At 74.7% G+C, this 17,529-nt stretch carries 14 protein-coding genes; 10 read left to right on the top strand and 4 right to left on the bottom strand.

Annotated elements, in window-relative coordinates:
* Positions 1–109: 109 nt before the first annotated feature.
* Complete coding sequence (locus ACFW6A_RS27535; protein WP_043223857.1) at positions 110–859, bottom strand: GntR family transcriptional regulator; 750 nt, start codon at positions 857–859, stop codon at positions 110–112.
* A gap of 64 nt (positions 860–923) precedes the next feature.
* A complete protein-coding gene (gene hmgA / locus ACFW6A_RS27530; RefSeq protein WP_351841876.1) occupies positions 924–2,237 on the bottom strand; it encodes a homogentisate 1,2-dioxygenase in 1,314 nt (437 codons plus the stop codon).
* Positions 2,238–2,381: 144 nt separating this feature from the next.
* Between hmgA and ACFW6A_RS27525 the strand changes: the two genes are divergently transcribed.
* The 10 genes from ACFW6A_RS27525 (at position 2,382) to ACFW6A_RS27480 (ending at position 15,751) form a co-directional block, all read left to right on the top strand.
* Positions 2,382–4,457 (top strand): right-handed parallel beta-helix repeat-containing protein, encoded by a 2,076-nt coding sequence (locus ACFW6A_RS27525; RefSeq protein WP_351841874.1) that lies wholly within the window; start codon positions 2,382–2,384, stop codon positions 4,455–4,457.
* A 101-nt stretch (positions 4,458–4,558) separates the two neighbouring features.
* Positions 4,559–5,398: a hypothetical protein gene (locus tag ACFW6A_RS27520; RefSeq protein ID WP_386479780.1), complete on the top strand. Its 840-nt coding sequence runs from the start codon at positions 4,559–4,561 to the stop codon at positions 5,396–5,398.
* The gene (locus ACFW6A_RS27515; protein WP_351841870.1) at positions 5,395–6,714 is read left to right on the top strand and encodes a hypothetical protein; all 1,320 of its coding nucleotides are present in this window, start codon (positions 5,395–5,397) and stop codon (positions 6,712–6,714) included. Before ACFW6A_RS27520 ends, ACFW6A_RS27515 begins: the two co-directional genes overlap by 4 nt.
* 19 nt (positions 6,715–6,733) lie before the next feature.
* The gene (locus tag ACFW6A_RS27510; RefSeq protein ID WP_351841868.1) at positions 6,734–7,381 is read left to right on the top strand and encodes a TetR/AcrR family transcriptional regulator; all 648 of its coding nucleotides are present in this window, start codon (positions 6,734–6,736) and stop codon (positions 7,379–7,381) included.
* Positions 7,382–7,652: 271 nt separating this feature from the next.
* The gene (locus ACFW6A_RS27505) at positions 7,653–9,869 is read left to right on the top strand and encodes a molybdopterin oxidoreductase family protein (protein WP_351841866.1); all 2,217 of its coding nucleotides are present in this window, start codon (positions 7,653–7,655) and stop codon (positions 9,867–9,869) included.
* Positions 9,870–10,001: 132 nt separating this feature from the next.
* Positions 10,002–11,444, top strand: coding sequence for a CitMHS family transporter (locus ACFW6A_RS27500; protein ID WP_386643607.1), 1,443 nt, complete (start codon positions 10,002–10,004; stop codon positions 11,442–11,444).
* Positions 11,445–11,561: 117 nt separating this feature from the next.
* Entirely contained in the window at positions 11,562–12,221 is a 660-nt protein-coding gene (locus ACFW6A_RS27495) for a hypothetical protein (protein ID WP_351841862.1), read from the top strand.
* Complete coding sequence (locus tag ACFW6A_RS27490) at positions 12,208–12,990, top strand: class F sortase (protein WP_351841860.1); 783 nt, start codon at positions 12,208–12,210, stop codon at positions 12,988–12,990. Before ACFW6A_RS27495 ends, ACFW6A_RS27490 begins: the two co-directional genes overlap by 14 nt.
* Positions 12,991–13,235: 245 nt before the next feature.
* Positions 13,236–14,627: an aldehyde dehydrogenase family protein gene (locus tag ACFW6A_RS27485; RefSeq protein ID WP_351841858.1), complete on the top strand. Its 1,392-nt coding sequence runs from the start codon at positions 13,236–13,238 to the stop codon at positions 14,625–14,627.
* Between the two features lie 44 nt (positions 14,628–14,671).
* On the top strand, positions 14,672–15,751 hold the full coding sequence (locus tag ACFW6A_RS27480) for a Zn-dependent alcohol dehydrogenase (protein WP_386643603.1): 1,080 nt from the start codon (positions 14,672–14,674) through the stop codon (positions 15,749–15,751).
* 15 nt (positions 15,752–15,766) lie between these two features.
* Here the strand turns inward: ACFW6A_RS27480 and ACFW6A_RS27475 are convergent, their stop codons facing one another.
* Positions 15,767–16,474: a DsbA family protein gene (locus tag ACFW6A_RS27475; protein WP_351841854.1), complete on the bottom strand. Its 708-nt coding sequence runs from the start codon at positions 16,472–16,474 to the stop codon at positions 15,767–15,769.
* 59 nt (positions 16,475–16,533) lie between these two features.
* A complete protein-coding gene (locus ACFW6A_RS27470) occupies positions 16,534–17,472 on the bottom strand; it encodes a DMT family transporter (protein ID WP_386643600.1) in 939 nt (312 codons plus the stop codon).
* Between the last annotated feature and the right edge of the window lie 57 nt (positions 17,473–17,529).

Here is a 17,529-nt window from a genome sequence, read left to right as displayed (position 1 = left end):
AACAGGCGGCGGTACGCCTCGGGTTCCCGCTCGGAGTCCACTCCGGCCGCGAGAACGGCCCGCTCGCCGTCCCTGCCCGGCCCCGGCAGGGACGGCGCCCCGCCCGGCGTCAGTGCGCCTCGACCGTCACCGTGAAGGAGAAGCGGTCGCCGCGGTAGCGGATGCGGGCGACGTCGACGACCCGGCCGTCCTCGGCGTAGGTGACGCCGGTGTAGTGGAGGATCGGGGAGAGCAGCGGGACCCTGAGGAGTTCGGCCGTCTCCGGGTCGGCGAGCCGGGCCTCGACCGTGTCGGTGATCCGGCTGATCCGCACCCCGACGACGTCCCGCAGCACCTTCGTCATCGGCCACCGCTCCAGGTCCGCCGGGTCGATCGCGGCGGCGAACTCGGGCCGGACCGCGTTCTCCGCCCAGTTCGTGGGCTCGTCGCTCTCCCCGTCGGAGCGCAGCCGGCGGTAGGTCGCGACCTCGGCCACGTCCGGGAAGTACTCGGCCAGCTCGCCGGGCACCGGTTCCGGGCCGTGGCCGAGGACGGTGGTCCGCTCGCCGGACTGCTGGGCCACGATCGCGTCGATCGAGCCGAGCAGCCGGCGCGGGGTGGACCGCCGGGCGCCCGGCTCGATGAAGGTGCCGCGCCGCCGGTGCCGGCTGATCAGCCCCTCCTCCTCCAGCTCCTTGAGCGCCTGGCGCATGGTCAGCACGCTGACGCCGTAGTGCGCGGCGAGCTGCTCCTCGGTGGGCAGCCGCAGCGAGGCGTCGGGCGTGCGGCCCAGTATGGAGGCGCGCAGGGACTGCGAGACCTGGTACCACAGCGGGAGCTTGCGGTTGAGGACCAGCGAGTCGGGGGCGAAGGCGGTCACGGCGTTCTCCGTACGGCGGCGCGGTGGGACGGCTGAGCGGACTCTACGGCCGGCGGGCGGTGTCCTACGGCCGGAAGTGGCGCTCCAGACCCTGCCACACGTCGTCGTAGCCCCGCTGGAGGTGGTCGGCGCCGGCGGCCTGCGCGGTCGCCGTCACCGGCCAGCGGGTCTCGAACATGAAGGCCAGGCCGTCGTCGATCTTCTGCGGCTTCAGCTCGGCCGCGCTGGCCCTGTCGAAGGTCTCCCGGTCGGGACCGTGCGCGGACATCATGTTGTGCAGCGAGCCGCCGCCGGGGACGAAGCCCTCGGCCTTGGCGTCGTACGCGCCCTCGATCAGGCCCATGTACTCGCTCATCACGTTCCGGTGGAAGTACGGCGGCCGGAAGGTGTCCTCGCCGACCAGCCAGCGCGGGGCGAAGACCACGAAGTCGACGCCGGCCAGGCCGGGGGTGTCGGACGGCGAGGTGAGGACGGTGAAGATCGACGGGTCGGGGTGGTCGTAGGAGATCGTCCCGATGACGTTGAAGCGGCGCAGGTCGTAGACGTACGGGGTGTGGTTGCCGTGCCAGGCGACGACGTCGAGCGGGGAGTGGCCGTACGTCGCCGTCCAGAGGTTGCCGCAGAACTTGTTGACCACCTCGACCGGGCCCTCGACGTCCTCGTAGGCGGCGAGCGGGGCGCGGAAGTCCCGGGCGTTGGCGAGGCCGTTGGCGCCGATCGGGCCGAGGTCGGGGAGCTGGAAGGGGGCGCCGTAGTTCTCGCACACGTAGCCCCGGGCGGTGTCGTCGAGCAGCTCGACGCGGAAGCGGACCCCGCGCGGGATCAGCGCCACCTCGCCGGGGCGGGCGGCCAGCAGGCCCAGCTCGGTGCGCAGGAGGAGGCCGCCGCGCTCGGGGACGATCAGCAGCTCGCCGTCGGAGTCGCCGAAGACCCGCTCCATGGAGGCGTTGGCGTGGTAGAGGTGCACGGCCATGCCGGTGCGCTGGGTCGCGTCGCCGTTGCCGCCGAGGGTCCACAGGCCGGCCAGCCAGTCGGTGCCCGGAGCCGGGTCCGGCAGCGGGTTCCAGCGCAGCCGGTTGGGGTCGGCGACGGTCTCGGTGAAGGGCGCGGTGCGCACGGCGCCGTTGTCGGTCCGGACGAACGGCGGGTGGGCCGCCGAGGGGCGGATCCGGTAGAGCCACGAGCGGCGGTTGTGCGCCCGCGGCTCGGTGAACGCACTGCCGCTGAGCTGCTCGGCGTAGAGCCCGAGCGGGGCGCGCTGCGGCGAGTTGCGGCCCTCCGGCAGGGCGCCGGGGAGCGCCTCCGAACCGTGCTCGTTGCCGAACCCGGTGCTGTAGCCGATCGCCTCGGCCGTCTTCCTGGCCTGCTCGGTCGTCATCGCCCGCTCCTGTCCTGAAAGAAATCCTATGGATGACCGTAGGATTCCTCGCCGCTCCCGTCAACGGGGCGGACGGACCGGTCCCCGCGATCCGGTCCCGCACGGCGGGGTCAAAAAGATGAACAATGCTCTACTCTCGCGGCCATGTCGTGGACCCGAAGGTTCGTCTCCGTGCTCTCGGTCGTGCTCGCGGTACTCGCCGCGGCCCTGCTCACCGCCCCCGGCGCCCAGGCGCACGAGGAGCGGCCCGTCACCTTCCCCGACGGCTCCGGCAGCGTGCCGCGGCACCGTACGGGCGAGCCCGACCTCCTCGTCTGCAAGACGGACCGGGCCGACTTCCGGCGCCGGATCGCCGCCTTCCCCGCCGGCCTCAAGGCCCGCAACGAGGAACTGTTCGCCCGCTGCGCCCGCTCCGGCTACCGCCACCTCCAGCAGGCCGTCGACGCCGTCGACCGGCCCGGCATGAACATCGCGATCCTCCCCGGCCTGTACGAGGAGGAGCCCTCGCTCCCGGCCCCCACCGGCGCCTGCGCCTCCCTGGAGGCCCCGAAGTCCTCCTTCGGCTACCAGATCCTCAGCTACGAGCAGCAGGCCCGGTGCCCGCACAACCAGAACCTCGTCGCGATCCTCGGCAAGAAGGACCTCCAGATCGAGGGCACCGGCGCCTCCCGCCTCGACGTCGTCGTCGACGCCAAGTACGCCAAGCTCAACGCGATCCGCGCCGACAAGTCCGACGGGATCTACTTCCGCAACTTCACCGCCCAGCGCACCACCTTCAACTCGCTGTACGTCCTCGCCGCCGACGGCTTCGTCATCGACGACGTCCTGACCCGCTGGAACGACGAGTACGGCTTCCTCACCTTCGCCTCCGACCACGGCCTCTACAAGAACTGCGAGTCCTACGGCAACGGCGACTCCGGCATCTACCCCGGCTCGGCCTCGAACATCAACGACGGCCGCGGCTACGACGTCCCCCGCTACTCCATCGAGATCACCGGCTGCCGCAGCCACCACAACATGGTCGGCTACTCCGGTACCGCCGGGGACTCCGTCTGGGTCCACGACAACGAGTTCGACCACAACATGGGCGGCGCCTCCATGGACTCCGCCTTCCCCGGCCACCCTGGGCTCCCGCAGAACCACGCCCGCTTCGAGCGCAACCTGATCCACGACAACAACGAGGACTACTACCCGTACGTCGCCGACGGCACCTGCGCGAAGCCGCCCGTCGAGCGCGGCTACGAGAACGGCGTCGTCTGCCCCCAGATCTCCATGCCGCCCGGCACCGGCATCATCACCGCCGGCGGCAACTGGAACCTCTACGAGGACAACTGGATCTACGGCCACGAACGGACCGGCTTCTACCTCAACGCCGTCCCCGCCTTCATCCGCGGCGAGTCCGCCTGGGCCAAGCAGACCGACACCTCCCACCACAACCGCTACGCGAACAACCGCCTCGGCACCGACAAGGCCGGCAACCCCCGCCCCAACCGCACCGACGTCTGGTGGGACGGCCAGGGCCGCGCGAACTGCTGGCAGGACGACACCGGAGCCTCCAGCCCCCGCGCCCTGCCCGTCTGCGGCACCGCCCGCGGCGAGGTCTCCGGAGCCACCGCCCGGCTCGTCGGCGAACCCGTCAAACTCGCCCAGCTCCTCGTCTGCGCCGACTACAGCGTCCAGGCCCGCCGCCTGCCCGCCGGCTGCGACTGGTACGGCGCCCGGGGCCTGGAGCGCGTCGAGGTCCAGATCGCCCTCGCGGCCTCCCTCCTCCTCGCCCTCGTCGGCACCGTCCTGTGGTGGCGCCGGCTGCGCGGCCGCCGCCTCGCCGCCGCGGCCCTCGTCACCGGCCTCGCCGGCCTCGCCCTCGACGTCGCCGGCTCCACCCTCGCCCTCGCCCCGACCCACGTCCCCGCCCTCGCCCTCCTCCTCACCGGAGCCTGGTGGACCGCCACCGGCCTCCTCCTGCGCCCCACCCGCCCGGTCTTCGCCTGGACCACGGTGACCCTCGGCCTCCTCACCCTCCTCGACGCCTTCGACAAGGCGGTCCTGATGATCCCCGGCATCCCCCTCGGCCCCGCCTGGCCCCGTCTCCTCCTCGGCGTCGTCTGGGTCCTCTGGGCCGTCATCGCCGCCGGCACCCGCCCGGCACCGGCACCCGCCGCCCCCGCGAACGCCCCCGGCCGCCCGTCGGAGGACCACCCCGAGGCGGCCACCGCATGAGCCGCCCCGAGCCCAGCCCCGCGCCCGACCGCACGAGCCGTCCCGTGCCCAGCCGCACGGCCGGGCCCCACCGCCGCACGGCCGCGCCCAGCCGCACGGCCCTGTCCCGCCGTCGCCGTACGGCCCCGCTCGCGGCGGCCGCCCTCGCGGCCGTCCTCCTCCTTGCCGCAGGCTGCGGCGGCCGGCCCACCACCCACCACAAGCCCGGCACCGGCCACGAGCAGGCCACCGGCGCCGGCGGTACCCTGCTCGCCGCCCGCGACGACTCCGGCCACCGCCTCCGCGACCTCCCGGCCGCCGACGCGCCCACCGTCCGCGCGGAGGCGAGCCCGGACACCGAGGGCGGCTGGAACGTCCACCTCACCGTGGAGAGGTTCCGCTTCACCCCGGAGTCCACCGGCGGCGCCGCCCTCGCCGGCCGCGGCCACGCCCGCCTCCTCGTCGACGGCCGCGAGACCGCCCGCGCGTACGGACCCTGGTTCCACGTCCCGCCCGGCGCCCGCACCCTCACCGTCCGCCTCTACGCCGACGACCACACGGCCTGGTCCGTCGCCGGCACCCCCGTCCAGACCACCCTCCCCCTCGTCCCCTCCTCCACCTCCACCCCGGCCCCCACCTCCCCTTCCACACCCCCGTCCCCTCCGCCCGCGTCCCCACCCGCCTCCGACCCCATCCCCGCCGGTCGCACCCTCGACATCCGCGTCACCGGCTCGACCGTCACCCCGGCCCCCTCCCGCGTCGAGCTGAGGAAGGGCGAACGGATCACCCTCCGGGTCACCTCCGACCGCGCCGACACCGTGCACGTCCACGGCTACGACCGCGAGGCGGCCCTCACTCCCGGCACCCCGGCCACCCTCGGCCTGACCGCCGACCGCACCGGCCTCTTCGAGGTGGAGACCCACGAGTCCGGACTCGTGCTCACCCAGCTGGTCGTCCGATGACGGCCGGTCCGCCTCCGACCCCGCCCCTGCCCCTGTACCCGTCACCGTCCCCGCTCCGGCCGCTCGCCCACGGCGTCGGCTCCCAGCACGACCTGCCGCTCTCTCCCTTCTACGCGTACGCCGGCGCCTTCACCGCCCTGCTCGTCTCCTTCCTGGGCCTCGCCCTCCTCTGGTCCGCCTCCCGCTTCCGCGGCGACCGGGCCGGCCGCCCCCTGCCCGCCGCCCTCCAGCGCCTCGCCGACGCCCCCGCCACCCGCACCGCCCTCCGCCTCCTCGGCGCCGCGCTCGCCCTGTTCTTCCTCGCCCACCTCCTCCTCGGCCCCGACGACCCCGACCGCAACCCCGCCCCCGGCGCCCTCTACGTCCTCCTCTGGGTCGGTCTCGTCCCCGCCTCCCTCCTCCTCGGCCCCGTCTGGCGCCTCCTCAACCCCCTGCGCGCCCTCCTCTCCCTACGGCCGCCCCGCGCGCCGAGGCCCGTCCCCGCCGCCGTCGGCATCCGCCCCGCCGCCGCCGGACTCCTCCTCTTCGCCTGGCTCGAACTCGTCGCCCCCGACAACACCTCCCGCCCCGTCCTCCTCACCGCCCTCGCCGTCCACCTCGCCGTCCAGCTCCTCGGCGCCGCCCGCCACGGCGCCGACTGGCTCGCCCACGCCGACCCCTTCGAGGCCTACTCCTCCCTCCTCGCCCGGCTCTCCCCGCTCGGCCGCCGCGCCGACGGCCGGCTCGTCCTCCGCTCCCCCCTCCATGGCCTCGACTCCACCCCCGAGACCCCCGGACTCGTCGCCACCGTCTGCGTCCTCCTCGGCACCACCGCCTACGACGGCCTCTCCGACAACCCCCGCTGGATCACCGTCCTCCAGACCTCCTCCCTCGGCCCCACCGCCACCGCGACCCTCGGCCTCCTCGCCGCCGTCGCCCTCGCCGCCGCCTGCTACGGACTCTGCGCCGGCACCCTCCGGCTGCTGAACCGCGAACTCACCACCCCCCTCACCTCCTTCGCCCACTCGCTGCTGCCCATCGCGCTCGGCTACCTCACCGCCCACTACTTCTCACTCCTCGCGACCGAAGGGCCACGCACCGTCATGATGGCAGCGGGCACTGACAACGCCCCCTCACCCGCTCCGCCCCTGGGCCCCGCGGGCCTCGCCCTCCTCCAGGTCGCCGCGATCGTCACCGGTCACGTCCTCGGCGTCGTCGCCGCCCACGACCGGTCCGTCCGCCTCTTCCCGCCCGCCCGCGCCGTCGCCGGCCAACTCCCGCTCTTCGCGCTGATGATCGCGTACACCCTCGGCGGCATCGGACTGCTCATCGCCTGAACAGGATCGGAGCGGCATCATGGACCCCGTGCCCCAGACCAGCCCGCACGACGCGCCCCCCGCACTCCGCCGCACGCCCGTCCAGCAGCGCAGCGCCGAGCGGCTCGCCCGCATCCTCGACGCCTGCGCGGGCCTCCTCGACGAGACCGGCTACGAGCAGCTGAGCACCCGGGCCGTCGCCGTCCGCGCCGGCGTCCCGATCGGCTCGGTCTACCGCTTCTTCGGCAACAAGCGGGCCATGGTCGCCGCCCTCGCCCACCGCAACCTCGACCGGTACGCCGAGCGGATCTCCGCCCGTTTCGAGCGGACGCCCGTCCTCGACGCGCACTCCGCGATCGACGGCGTCCTCGACGAGTTCCTCGCGATGAAGCGGAGCGTCCCCGGCTTCGCCCTCGTCGACTTCGGCGTCCCCGGGCCCGAGGAGGACGGGGGAGGCATCGCCGAGGACCCCAACGGCCTGGTCGCCGAGCGGATCTGCGGCCTCCTCGCCACCCACCTCGGCCGCACCGCCGACGAGACCCTGCGGCGCAAGGTGCTCGTCGGCGTCGAGACCGCCGACACCCTGGTCCGCCTCGCCTTCCGCGCCGCCCCCGAGGGCGACCCGGCGCTCATCGCCGAGACCCGCCTGCTGCTCCACGCCTACCTCGCCCCCTCGCTCGCCTCCTGACCGCGAACGGCTCCCGGGCGCCCGCCCCGCCCGACCGCGAGCCGACGCCACGCGCGGGCGCCCCGCCCAAGCGCGAACAGGCCGCCGCCCGGCCGCGAACAGGCCGACGCCCGACCGCGAGCAGGCGTTCCGCCCCGGCCGTGAGCGGGCTCCCCTCCGGCGGGGGCGCGAGCCTCGCCGCATCCCGCTCCGCCGTTCCCCTCCCCGCCGTGCCTACCGGTCGGTATGCTCGCCGCGAGCCGCCGTCCCGCCACCGCCCACGGGAGTCGCCATGTCCACCGCCCCGCGCATCTGCCCGCTCTGCGAAGCGACCTGCGGACTCGTCCTGACCCTCGACGGCAGCCGGGTCACCGGCGCCCGCGGGGACCGCGACGACGTCTTCAGCAGGGGCTTCGTCTGCCCGAAGGGCGCCGCCTTCCCCCAGATCGACGGCGACCCGGACCGGCTGCGGGCCCCGCTCGTCCGCGAGAACGGCAGGCTGCGGGAGGCGAGCTGGGAAGAGGCCTTCGACACGATCGCCGCGAGAATCCGGCCGCTGATCGAGGAGTACGGCCCCGACTCCCTGGGTATCGTCCTCGGCAACCCCAACGTGCACACGATGGCCGGGGCGCTCTACCCGCCGCTCCTCCTCCGCGCCACGGGCACGAGCAGGCTCTTCACCGCCTCCACGCTCGACCAGATGCCCAAGCACGTCGCCGCCGGCCTCCTCTTCGGCGACCCCTTCGCCATCCCCGTGCCCGACCTGGACCGCACCGACCACCTCCTGGTCGTCGGGGCCAACCCGCTGGACTCCAACGGAAGCCTGTGCACCGCCCCCGACTTCCCCGGACGCCTCGCCGCGCTGCGCCGCCGCGGCGGCACCCTCACCGTCGTCGACCCCCGCCGCACCCGCACCGCCCGCCTCGCCGACCGCCACCTCGCCCCCCGGCCCGGGACCGACGCCCTCCTCCTCGCCGCCCTGGTCCACACCCTCTTCGCCGAGGACCTCGCCGACCCCGGCCCGCTCGCCGACCGGACCGAGGGCGTCGACCAGGTGCGGGACGCCGTACGGGAGTTCACCCCCGAGGCCGTCGCCCCCGCCTGCGAGCTGGACCCCGGCACGATCCGCGCCGTCGCCCGGGAGCTCGCCGCCGCGCCCGCCGCCGCCGTCTACGGGCGGATGGGCAGCTCCACCGTGGCCCACGGCACCCTCGCCAACTGGCTCGTCGACGTCCTCAACGTCCTCACCGGCAACCTCGACCGGCCCGGCGGGGTCCTCTTCCCCCGCTCCGCCACCGCCCCCGCGCCCCGCCCCGCCGGGCCCGGCCGCGGCTTCCTCCTCGGCCGCCGGCACAGCCGCGTCTCCGGACACCCCGAGGTCAAGGGGGAGTTCCCGCTCGCCGCCCTCGCCGAGGAGATCGACACGCCGGAGACGGACACCCCGGGAAAGGGCCGTATCCGGGCCCTGATCACCATCGCCGCCAACCCCGTCCTCTCCGCCCCGGACGGGCTCCGGCTCGACGCAGCCCTCGGCACCCTCGACCTGATGGTCTGCGTCGACCCCTACCTCAACGAGACCACCCGCCACGCCGACGTCCTGCTGCCGCCTCCGCCGCCCTCCCAGAGCGCCCACTTCGACTTCGCCCTCAACGGGTTCGCCGTCCGTGACCAGGTCCGCTACACCCCGGCCGCCGTCCCCCTGGAGCCCGGCCGGATGGACGAGTGCGAGATCCACGCCCGGCTCGTCCTCGCCGCCTCCGGCATGCACGGGGCGCCGCCCTCCGCCGTCGACGACCTCGCCGTCGACGCGGCCCTCGCCAAGGCCGTCGTCCAGCCGCACTCGCCCGCGTACGGCGCCGACCCCAAGGAGTTCGCCGCCGCGCTCACCGGGGAGAGCGGGGCCGAGCGGCGGCTCGACCTGATGCTGCGCCTCGGTCCGTACGGGCTCACGCTCGACGAGCTGAAGGCCCGGCCGCACGGCATCGACCTCGGCCCGCTCAAGCCCCGCCTGGACGAGGTGCTGAAGACCCGCAGCGGCCGGATCGAACTCCTGCCGGCCCCGATCGCCGCCGACCTGCCCCGGCTGCGCGCCGCCCTCGCCGCCGCACCGGAGCCCGGCGCCCTCCGGCTGGTCGGCCGCCGCCACCTGCGGTCCAACAACAGCTGGCTGCACAACACCCCCGCCCTCAACGGGGGTTCGAACCGCTGCACCCTCCAGGTGCACCCGGACGACGCCGCCCGGCTGCGGCTCGCCGACGGCGCCCCCGCCAGGATCAAGGGCGCGGGCGGCGAGCTGACGGCCGAGGTCGAGGTCACCGGCGCGGTGCGGCCCGGCGTCGTCAGCCTGCCGCACGGCTGGGGCCACGACCGCCCCGGCACCCGGCTGACCGTGGCCGCCGCCCGGCCCGGCGTCAACGTCAACCAGCTCCTCGACGGCTCCCTGCTCGACCCGCTCTCCGGCACCGCCGTCCTCAACGGCTTCCGGGTCGAGGTGACCCCGCTGGACTGAGGCCACCGCCGTGACCTGGGGTTTTGCTCGTATTGCTCACGGGTCGACCCCTTGTTGAGGCCAGACGGGGGCACCTACGGTCATCCGGACCGCCGCTCGGCGGCTGTTCAACGGTGAACGTGAGGTGCCTCCATGCTGACCGTCCTCGGCTTCGCCATGATCGCGACCTTCCTGGTCCTGATCATGATGAAGAAGATGTCGCCGATCGCGGCGCTCGTCCTGATCCCCGCCCTGTTCTGCGTCGCGGTTGGGCAGGGCGCGCAGCTCGGCGACTACGTCATCGACGGCGTGGGCAAGCTGGCCCCGACCGCGGCGATGCTGATGTTCGCGATCGTCTACTTCGGCGTCATGATCGACGTCGGCCTCTTCGACCCGATCGTCCGGGCCATCCTGCGCTTCTGCAAGGCCGACCCGGTCCGGGTGGTCGTCGGTACGGCGGTGCTCGCCGCGACCGTCTCCCTCGACGGCGACGGCTCCACCACCTTCATGATCACCGTCTCGGCGATGTACCCGCTCTACAAGCGGCTCGGCATGAGCCTCGTCGTCCTCACCGGCGTGGCGGCCACGGCCAACGGCGTGATGAACACCCTGCCCTGGGGCGGCCCCACCGCCCGCGCCGCGACCGCGCTCAAGCTCGACGCCGGCGACATCTTCGTCCCGATGATCCCGGCCCTCGCCGTCGGCCTGCTCTTCGTGATCGCCCTCGCCTACGTCCTCGGCCGCCGCGAGCGGAAGCGGATCGGCTACCTCACCCTCGACCAGGCCCTCGCGCACGAGACCGCCGACGAGTCCGTCCTCGTGGGTTCGGGCGGCGGAAAGGGCGAGGGCGAGGACCGCGCGGCGCGGCGAACGGGCGGCGCCGCCGGCGCGTCCGGCGACGCCCCGGCCGGGGAGGGCGCCGGTGCGGCGGCAGGGGACGCCGGAGCGCCCGGCTTCCAGGGCCTCGACCCGCACCGGGCCACCCTCCGGCCCCGGCTGTACTGGTTCAACGCCGCCCTCACCGTCGGCCTGCTCGCCGCGATGATCCTCGAACTGCTGCCGATCCCGGTCCTCTTCCTCATCGGCGCCGCGCTCGCCCTCACCGTGAACTACCCGCGTCCCGCCGAGCAGAAGGAGCGCCTGGCCGCCCACGCGGACAACGTCCTCAACGTCTCCGGCATGGTCTTCGCCGCCGCCGTCTTCACCGGTGTCCTCACCGGCACGGGCATGGTCAAGCACATGGCCGACTGGCTGGTCGGCGCGATCCCGGACGCGATGGGCCCGCACATGGCGTTGGTGACCGGTCTGCTGAGCCTGCCGCTCACCTACTTCATGTCGAACGACGGCTTCTACTTCGGCGTCCTGCCCGTCCTCGCCGAGGCCGGTGCCGCGCACGGCGTCTCCCCGCTGGAGATCGCCCGCGCCTCCCTCGTCGGCCAGGCCCTGCACATGTCGAGCCCGCTCGTCCCGGCGGTGTACGTGCTGGTCGGCATGGCGAAGGTGGAGTTCGGTGACCACACCCGCTTCACCGTGAAGTGGGCGGCCCTCACCTCGCTGGTCGTGCTCGCGGCGGCGGTCCTCTTCGGGATCGTCTGAGCCGGACGGGGGACTTGGGCGCGGCGCGGCGCGCAAATACTCTCCGTACCGGATTGGTGACGGATAGTCGGATTATCTCCAAAGATGACCGACCCCGCTCTTTCCGGAGGAACCCGCATGACTGCCCTTGCCTTCCGTCCCCTCGCCGGCGCCGCCGCCGTCACCGCCGTTCTCGGCAGCCTGGCCCTGGCGGGCGCGCCGGCCGCGTACGCCGCCCCCGGCGACAACGGTGACGTCAAGATCCACCACGCCGGTCGCGCCGACGAGCCGCCGCGGACCCCGGAGACCGACCAGCGCAACGAGCCCCGGGTCTGCACGTTCTACATCGCGGCCCTCGGCTTCGACGGGCTGCAGGGGCTCAACTGGACGATCGCGCCCCAGCCTCCCAAGGGCGGCACGGTCAAGAGCGGGGCGATCGTGGTCGACTCCGCCGGCAACGGCTACACCCCGGACATCGAGCTCCCCGACGGCATGTACAAGGTCGAGTGGACCTGGACGGGCCAGATGGGCGCCAAGAAGAGCAAGGTCTTCAAGGTCGACTGCGACCACTTCACCAACCCGCCGAACGGCAACGGAGGCAACGGCAACGGCGGTCACGGCCACCACAAGCCCCCGCACGGCCCGGTCGGCGCCGGCGGCGGCGGTGCCGCACAGCTCGCGGCCGAGCAGGACTCCTCGGCCTTCGGCGTGGGCGCGGCTGCCGCCGCCGGCCTCGCGGGCCTCACCGGCGTGGTGCTGATCCGCCGCTCGCGCCGCCGCAGCAATGGCGCGGCGTAAGGCCGGCCTCACGCGCCGGCAGCGGCGGCTCTTCCGGCTCGCCAGGACCGTGGCACTGGCCGCGGTCCTGGTGACCGGAGGCGTGTGGTGGAGCGGGGACGACGATCCCGCCGCCCCGCGGCCCGTCGCCGGGGCCGACGCCAAGCCCGCGCCCGCGGGCGCGGGCGCCCCTGCGGTCGACGGCGGCGAGCGCGGCGCCGGGCCGGAGGACGGCTCCCGGAGCCGTGCCGGCGGCGAGGCCCGCACCCCCGCCCCGGCGTCCGCCGCCCGCCCCGCGAAACCGGCGCCGGCCCCCGCCCCGCTCTCCCGCTCGCGCCCCACCCTCCTCGCCGTGCCCGCGATCACCATCGAGGCGCCCGTCCTGGACCTCGCGCTCGACCGGAAGGGGCAGCTGGGCGTGCCACCGGTCGACGACCCGGAGAAGGCCGGCTGGTACGCGCGCGGTCCGGCGCCCGGCGAGCGCGGCACGGCCGTGATGGTCGGTCACCGGGACACCCTCACCGGGCCGGCCGTCTTCCTCGACCTCGGCTCGCTCGGCCCCGGCAACACCGTCCGCGTGGCCCGCGCCGACGGGCGGGTCGCCGTCTTCACCGTGGACAAGGTGCGCACGTACCGGAAGTCCGCCTTCCCCGACAAGGAGGTGTACGGCTCCACCGGCCGGCCCGAACTCCGCCTGCTGACCTGCGGCGGAAGCTACGACCGGGGGTCCGGCTACGACGCGAACATCGTCGTCTTCGCCCACCTCACCAGTGTCGACCGGACGATCTGAAGCACGGGAGCCGTCACCGGCCCCGCGTCGGGTACCGTCGCCCCCAGCGGGCCGCGCGGCCCCGGCGCGGGGCCGTTCGGCCTGCGCGCCCCCGGCCTCTCCTCCGGCAGCCCCGCGCGATGAGATCCGCCCCACTCCGGCGGACTCTGGCGCCCTAAAACTAACGGCGCTAGTTTGGGGCGGCGGGGCCGACGGATCGGCCCGCCGCAGGCGAACGGTCGAGTGCAGAGGGAATGGGGAAGCGGATGAAGGCCCACGACGCGATGTACATCGGTGGGGAGTGGCGCCCCGCGGCCTCCTCCGACACCCTCCCCGTCGTCGATCCCGCCACCGAGCAGGTCATCGCGCGGGTCCCCGCCGGCACCGCCGAGGACGTCGACGCCGCCGTGCGTGCCGCCCGCGCCGCGCTGCCCGGCTGGTCCGCCACCCCGCCCGCCGAGCGGGCCGCCCGGATCGCCGCCCTGCGCGACGCCCTCGCCGCCCGTGCCGAGGAGATCGCCGCCACCGTCACCGCCGAACTCGGCGCCCCGCCGAAGCTCGCCGCGGCGGTGCACGCCGGGCTGCCGGTCGCCGTGGCCGGCTCGTACGCCGAACTCGCCGCCACCCACCCCTTCGTGGAGAAGGTCGGCAACTCCACCGTCTACGCGGAGCCGGTCGGCGTCGTCGCCGCCATCACGCCCTGGAACTACCCGCTCCACCAGATCGTCGCCAAGGTCGCGCCGGCCCTCGCCGCCGGCTGCACCACCGTCCTCAAGCCCGCCGAGGACACCCCGCTCACCGCCCAGCTCTTCGCCGAGGCCGTCCACGAGGCGGGCCTCCCGGCGGGCGTCTTCAACCTGGTCACCGGCCTCGGCGCGGTCGCGGGGCAGGCCCTCGCCGAGCACCCCGGCGTCGACCTCGTCTCCTTCACCGGCTCCACCGCCGTGGGCAGCCGGATCGGCGCCCTCGCCGGCGCCGCGGTCAAGCGGGTCGCCCTCGAACTCGGCGGCAAGTCCGCCAACGTCATCCTGCCCGGCGCCGACCTCGCCAAGGCCGTCGCCGTCGGCGTCGGCAACGTCATGTCCAACTCCGGCCAGACGTGCAGCGCGTGGACCCGGATGCTGGTCCACGCCGACCGGTACGAGGAGGCCGTCGCCCTCGCCGCCGAGGCCGCCGCGAAGTACACCCCCGGCGAGCGCCTCGGCCCGCTGGTCAGCGCCCGTCAGCGCGACCGCGTCCGCGGCTACATCGCGAAGGGCGTCGAGGAGGGCGCCCGGCTCGTCACCGGCGGCCCCGAGGCTCCGCTGGAGACCGGCTACTACGTCTCCCCGACCGTCTTCGCCGACGTCACCCCGGAGATGACCATCGCCCAGGAGGAGATCTTCGGCCCGGTCCTCTCGATCCTCCGGTACGAGGACGAGGAGGAGGCCCTCGCGATCGCCAACGGCACCGAGTACGGCCTCGGCGGCGCCGTCTGGGGCGAGGAGGCCGAGGCCGTCGCCTTCGCCCGCCGCATGGAGACCGGCCAGGTCGACATCAACGGCGGCCGGTTCAACCCGCTCGCCCCCTTCGGCGGCTGGAAGCGCTCCGGCGTCGGCCGCGAGCTCGGCGAGCACGGCCTGGCCGAGTACCTCCAGACCAAGTCCCTCCAGTTCTGAGCCCCGGCCCGCGCCCCGCCCCGACCCCGCAGAAAGGGAGTCCCGTGATCCGTGCCGCCGTCCTGCCCGCCGTCGGTGCCCCGCTGGAGATCACCGGCATCGAGCTGCCCGAGCCCGGCCCCGGCCAGGTCCGGATCCGGCTCGCCGCGGCCGGTGTCTGCCACTCCGACCTGTCCCTGTCCAACGGCACCATGCGCGTCCCCGTCCCGGCCGTCCTCGGCCACGAGGGCGCCGGCACCGTCGTGGCCGTCGGCGAGGACGTCGCCCACGTCGCCCCCGGCGACGGCGTGGTCCTCAACTGGGCTCCGTCCTGCGGCTCCTGCCACCCCTGCTCGCTCGGCGAGGTCTGGCTCTGCGTCAACGCCCTGAACGGCGCGGCGAACGTGCACGCCCGCGCCGCCGACGGGCGAGAGCTGCATCCGGGCCTCAACGTGGCCGCCTTCGCCGAGGAGACGGTCGTCGCCGCGAACTGCGTCCTGCCCGTCCCGGAGGGCGTACCGCTCACCGACGCCGCCCTGCTCGGCTGCGCCGTGCTCACCGGCTGGGGCGCCGTGCACCACGCCGCCCGGGTCCGCCGGGGCGAGACCGTCGCCGTCTTCGGCGTCGGCGGCGTCGGCCTCGCCACCCTCCAGGCCGCCCGGATCGCCGGGGCGTCCACGATCGTCGCCGTGGACGTCTCCCCCGAGAAGGAGGAGCTGGCCAGGGCCGCCGGGGCCACCGAGTACGTCGTGGCCTCGGAGACCACCGCCCGGGAGATCCGGAAGCTGACCGGCGGGCACGGCGTCGACGTGGCCGTCGAGTGCGTGGGCCGCGCCGTCACCATCCGGACCGCCTGGGAGTCCACCCGGCGCGGCGGCCGCACCACCGTCGTCGGCATCGGGGGCAAGGACCAGCAGGTCTCCTTCAACGCGCTGGAGATCTTCCACTGGGGCCGCACCCTCGCCGGCTGCGTCTACGGCAACTCGAACCCGGCCGCCGACCTGCCCGTCATCGCCGGGCACATCCGGGAGGGCCGCTTCGACCTGGGCGCGCTCGTCACCGAGCGGATCACCCTGGACGGCATCCCCGATGCCTTCGACGCCATGCTCGCGGGCAAGGGCGGCCGCGCCCTCGTCCTCTTCTGACCCGGCGGCGACGGCTCAGGCGGCGGCCAGCAGCAGGAGGGACTCGTACACCCGCGGGTCGTCGCCGTGCACCACCGGCCAGCCGACGCCGTAGGCGCCCTCCCAGCCCACCTCCACGCCCGGGTTGGCCACATCGGTGCCGTCCGGCAGGAACAGGTGCGGGCTGCACCGGATCGCGTCCGTCCGGGAGAGGGCCGTCTGCTCGGCGAGGGCGCGCCGGGCCCGGCCGTCGTCCAGGGCCTCCTCCAGGGCCGGGACGTCGACCGCGCCGGTCTCCTTCGCCACGTCCAGGATCACCCGGCGGTTGCTCACGCACCGCGACTCGGCCCAGAAGGCCCGGCGCAGCCCGAGGTCGAGGAGTTCCGAGGCGCGCAGGGACTGCTCCTTGGCGGCGAGCACCGCTTCCAGCGCGGGCAGCGTCGTGGACGGGTAGAGCCAGTCCTTGGCCTGCCACAGCTGCCAGCCCGCGTCCGGCTCCAGTGATGCCATCCGGGCCACCTCGCTGTCCGTGCCGGGGCGCGGGCTCGGCGCGTCGTTGAGCAACTCCAGCGGGAAGGCGCGCAGGTCGAAGGAGACCCGGTCCTCCAGGCCGAGCCTGGCCCGGGTGGCGTGCAGCCGGTGCACGGCGAGGTGGGCGAAGGAGCACCAGAGGTCGGAGTAGACGACGACGACACCGGGCGGAGGGGTGTCGACGGTGGCGGGCGCGGTCGTGGTGACGATCATGGCGTGTCCCTTCCCGGGGATGTCGGGGTTTCGAGAGGCGTGCGGTCGCGGAGGGGCGTTCAGGACAACTGGATGGCGAGCGAGCCGGCGAGCAGCAGGGCGAGGCCGAGGGCGCGCGGCCGGGTGAGCGGGCGCCGGGGCAGCCGGAACAGCCCCCGGTGGTCGATGAGCGCCGAGGTCAGCTGCTGACCCGTCACCGTCAGCGCGATGGTCACGGCCGCGCCGATGGCGGGTATGAGCAGGAAGGTGCCGGTGACGTACGCGGCGGCGCAGGCCCCGCCCAGCCAGCCCCACCACGGCATCTTCCTCAGCGGGGCGACGCGCGGGGCCGGGGTGCGCCGGGTGGCCCGGAGCACCAGCAGGACGACGGCGATGGTGAGGGTCGCCACGGCGAAGCTGAGGACGGCGACGGCGAGCGGGGCGTCGAGCCGCTCCCGCAGACGGGCGTTGACGGCGCCCTGCACCGGCAGCACCCCGCCCGCGACGATCCCGAGGGCGAGCCAGCCCGTGCGGGCGGTCGGCGAGAGGCCGGGGGCGCCCGTGGGGGCCGCGCCGCGCCCGCCGCGGATGATCACGACGATGCCGGCGAGGACGGCGGTGGCGCCGAGCACGATTCCGGGGCCGAGCCCCTGCCGCTCCAGACCGAACAGCCCGAAGAGGTCGAGGGCGAGCGAGGCGAACATCTGGCCGGTGACGAAGAGTCCGACGCCGGCCAGGGCGCCGAGCCGGGGGAACAGCAGGATGCCGCTCGTGATGTAGAGCGGACTGGCGAGTCCGCCGAGGAGCTGCCAGGGCGGCACGTCCGGGAGTCTCCCGAGCGCGCCGAGGGTCCCGGCGGCGAGCGCGAGGGCGGTCAGCAGGGCGGTGGCGACGCCGAGCTGGAGCGTCGAGGCGCCGTAGGGGGTGCCGACGGCGGAGGTGAGCTGGAGGTTGGCCGACGCCTGGACGGCGAGGAGGCAGCCGACGAGCAGGGCGGTGGCGAGCAGTGCGGTGTGCATGAGAGCGGTCTCCCTCGCGGAACGTCCGGGCAGGACACGGCAACCGACGCCGCAAAC

Origin of the sequence: Streptomyces sp. NPDC058758, from assembly GCF_042746075.1 — a bacterium.
Lineage (GTDB): Bacteria > Actinomycetota > Actinomycetes > Streptomycetales > Streptomycetaceae > Streptomyces.
This window is presented reverse-complemented; position numbering and strand designations above follow the sequence as displayed.

Bases quoted from the DNA above. Each gene is read 5' to 3' on its own strand.
- ACFW6A_RS27490 (WP_351841860.1), top strand. From the start codon at position 12,208: ATGGCGCGGCGTAAGGCCGGCCTCACGCGCCGGCAGCGGCGGCTCTTC.
- ACFW6A_RS27475 (WP_351841854.1), bottom strand. From the start codon at position 16,474: ATGATCGTCACCACGACCGCGCCCGCCACCGTCGACACCCCTCCGCCC.
- ACFW6A_RS27515 (WP_351841870.1), top strand. From the start codon at position 5,395: ATGACGGCCGGTCCGCCTCCGACCCCGCCCCTGCCCCTGTACCCGTCA.
- ACFW6A_RS27485 (WP_351841858.1), top strand. From the start codon at position 13,236: ATGAAGGCCCACGACGCGATGTACATCGGTGGGGAGTGGCGCCCCGCG.
- ACFW6A_RS27505 (WP_351841866.1), top strand. From the start codon at position 7,653: ATGTCCACCGCCCCGCGCATCTGCCCGCTCTGCGAAGCGACCTGCGGA.
- ACFW6A_RS27470 (WP_386643600.1), bottom strand. From the start codon at position 17,472: ATGCACACCGCACTGCTCGCCACCGCCCTGCTCGTCGGCTGCCTCCTC.
- hmgA (WP_351841876.1), bottom strand. From the start codon at position 2,237: ATGACGACCGAGCAGGCCAGGAAGACGGCCGAGGCGATCGGCTACAGC.
- ACFW6A_RS27525 (WP_351841874.1), top strand. From the start codon at position 2,382: ATGTCGTGGACCCGAAGGTTCGTCTCCGTGCTCTCGGTCGTGCTCGCG.
- ACFW6A_RS27510 (WP_351841868.1), top strand. From the start codon at position 6,734: ATGGACCCCGTGCCCCAGACCAGCCCGCACGACGCGCCCCCCGCACTC.
- ACFW6A_RS27500 (WP_386643607.1), top strand. From the start codon at position 10,002: ATGCTGACCGTCCTCGGCTTCGCCATGATCGCGACCTTCCTGGTCCTG.
- ACFW6A_RS27495 (WP_351841862.1), top strand. From the start codon at position 11,562: ATGACTGCCCTTGCCTTCCGTCCCCTCGCCGGCGCCGCCGCCGTCACC.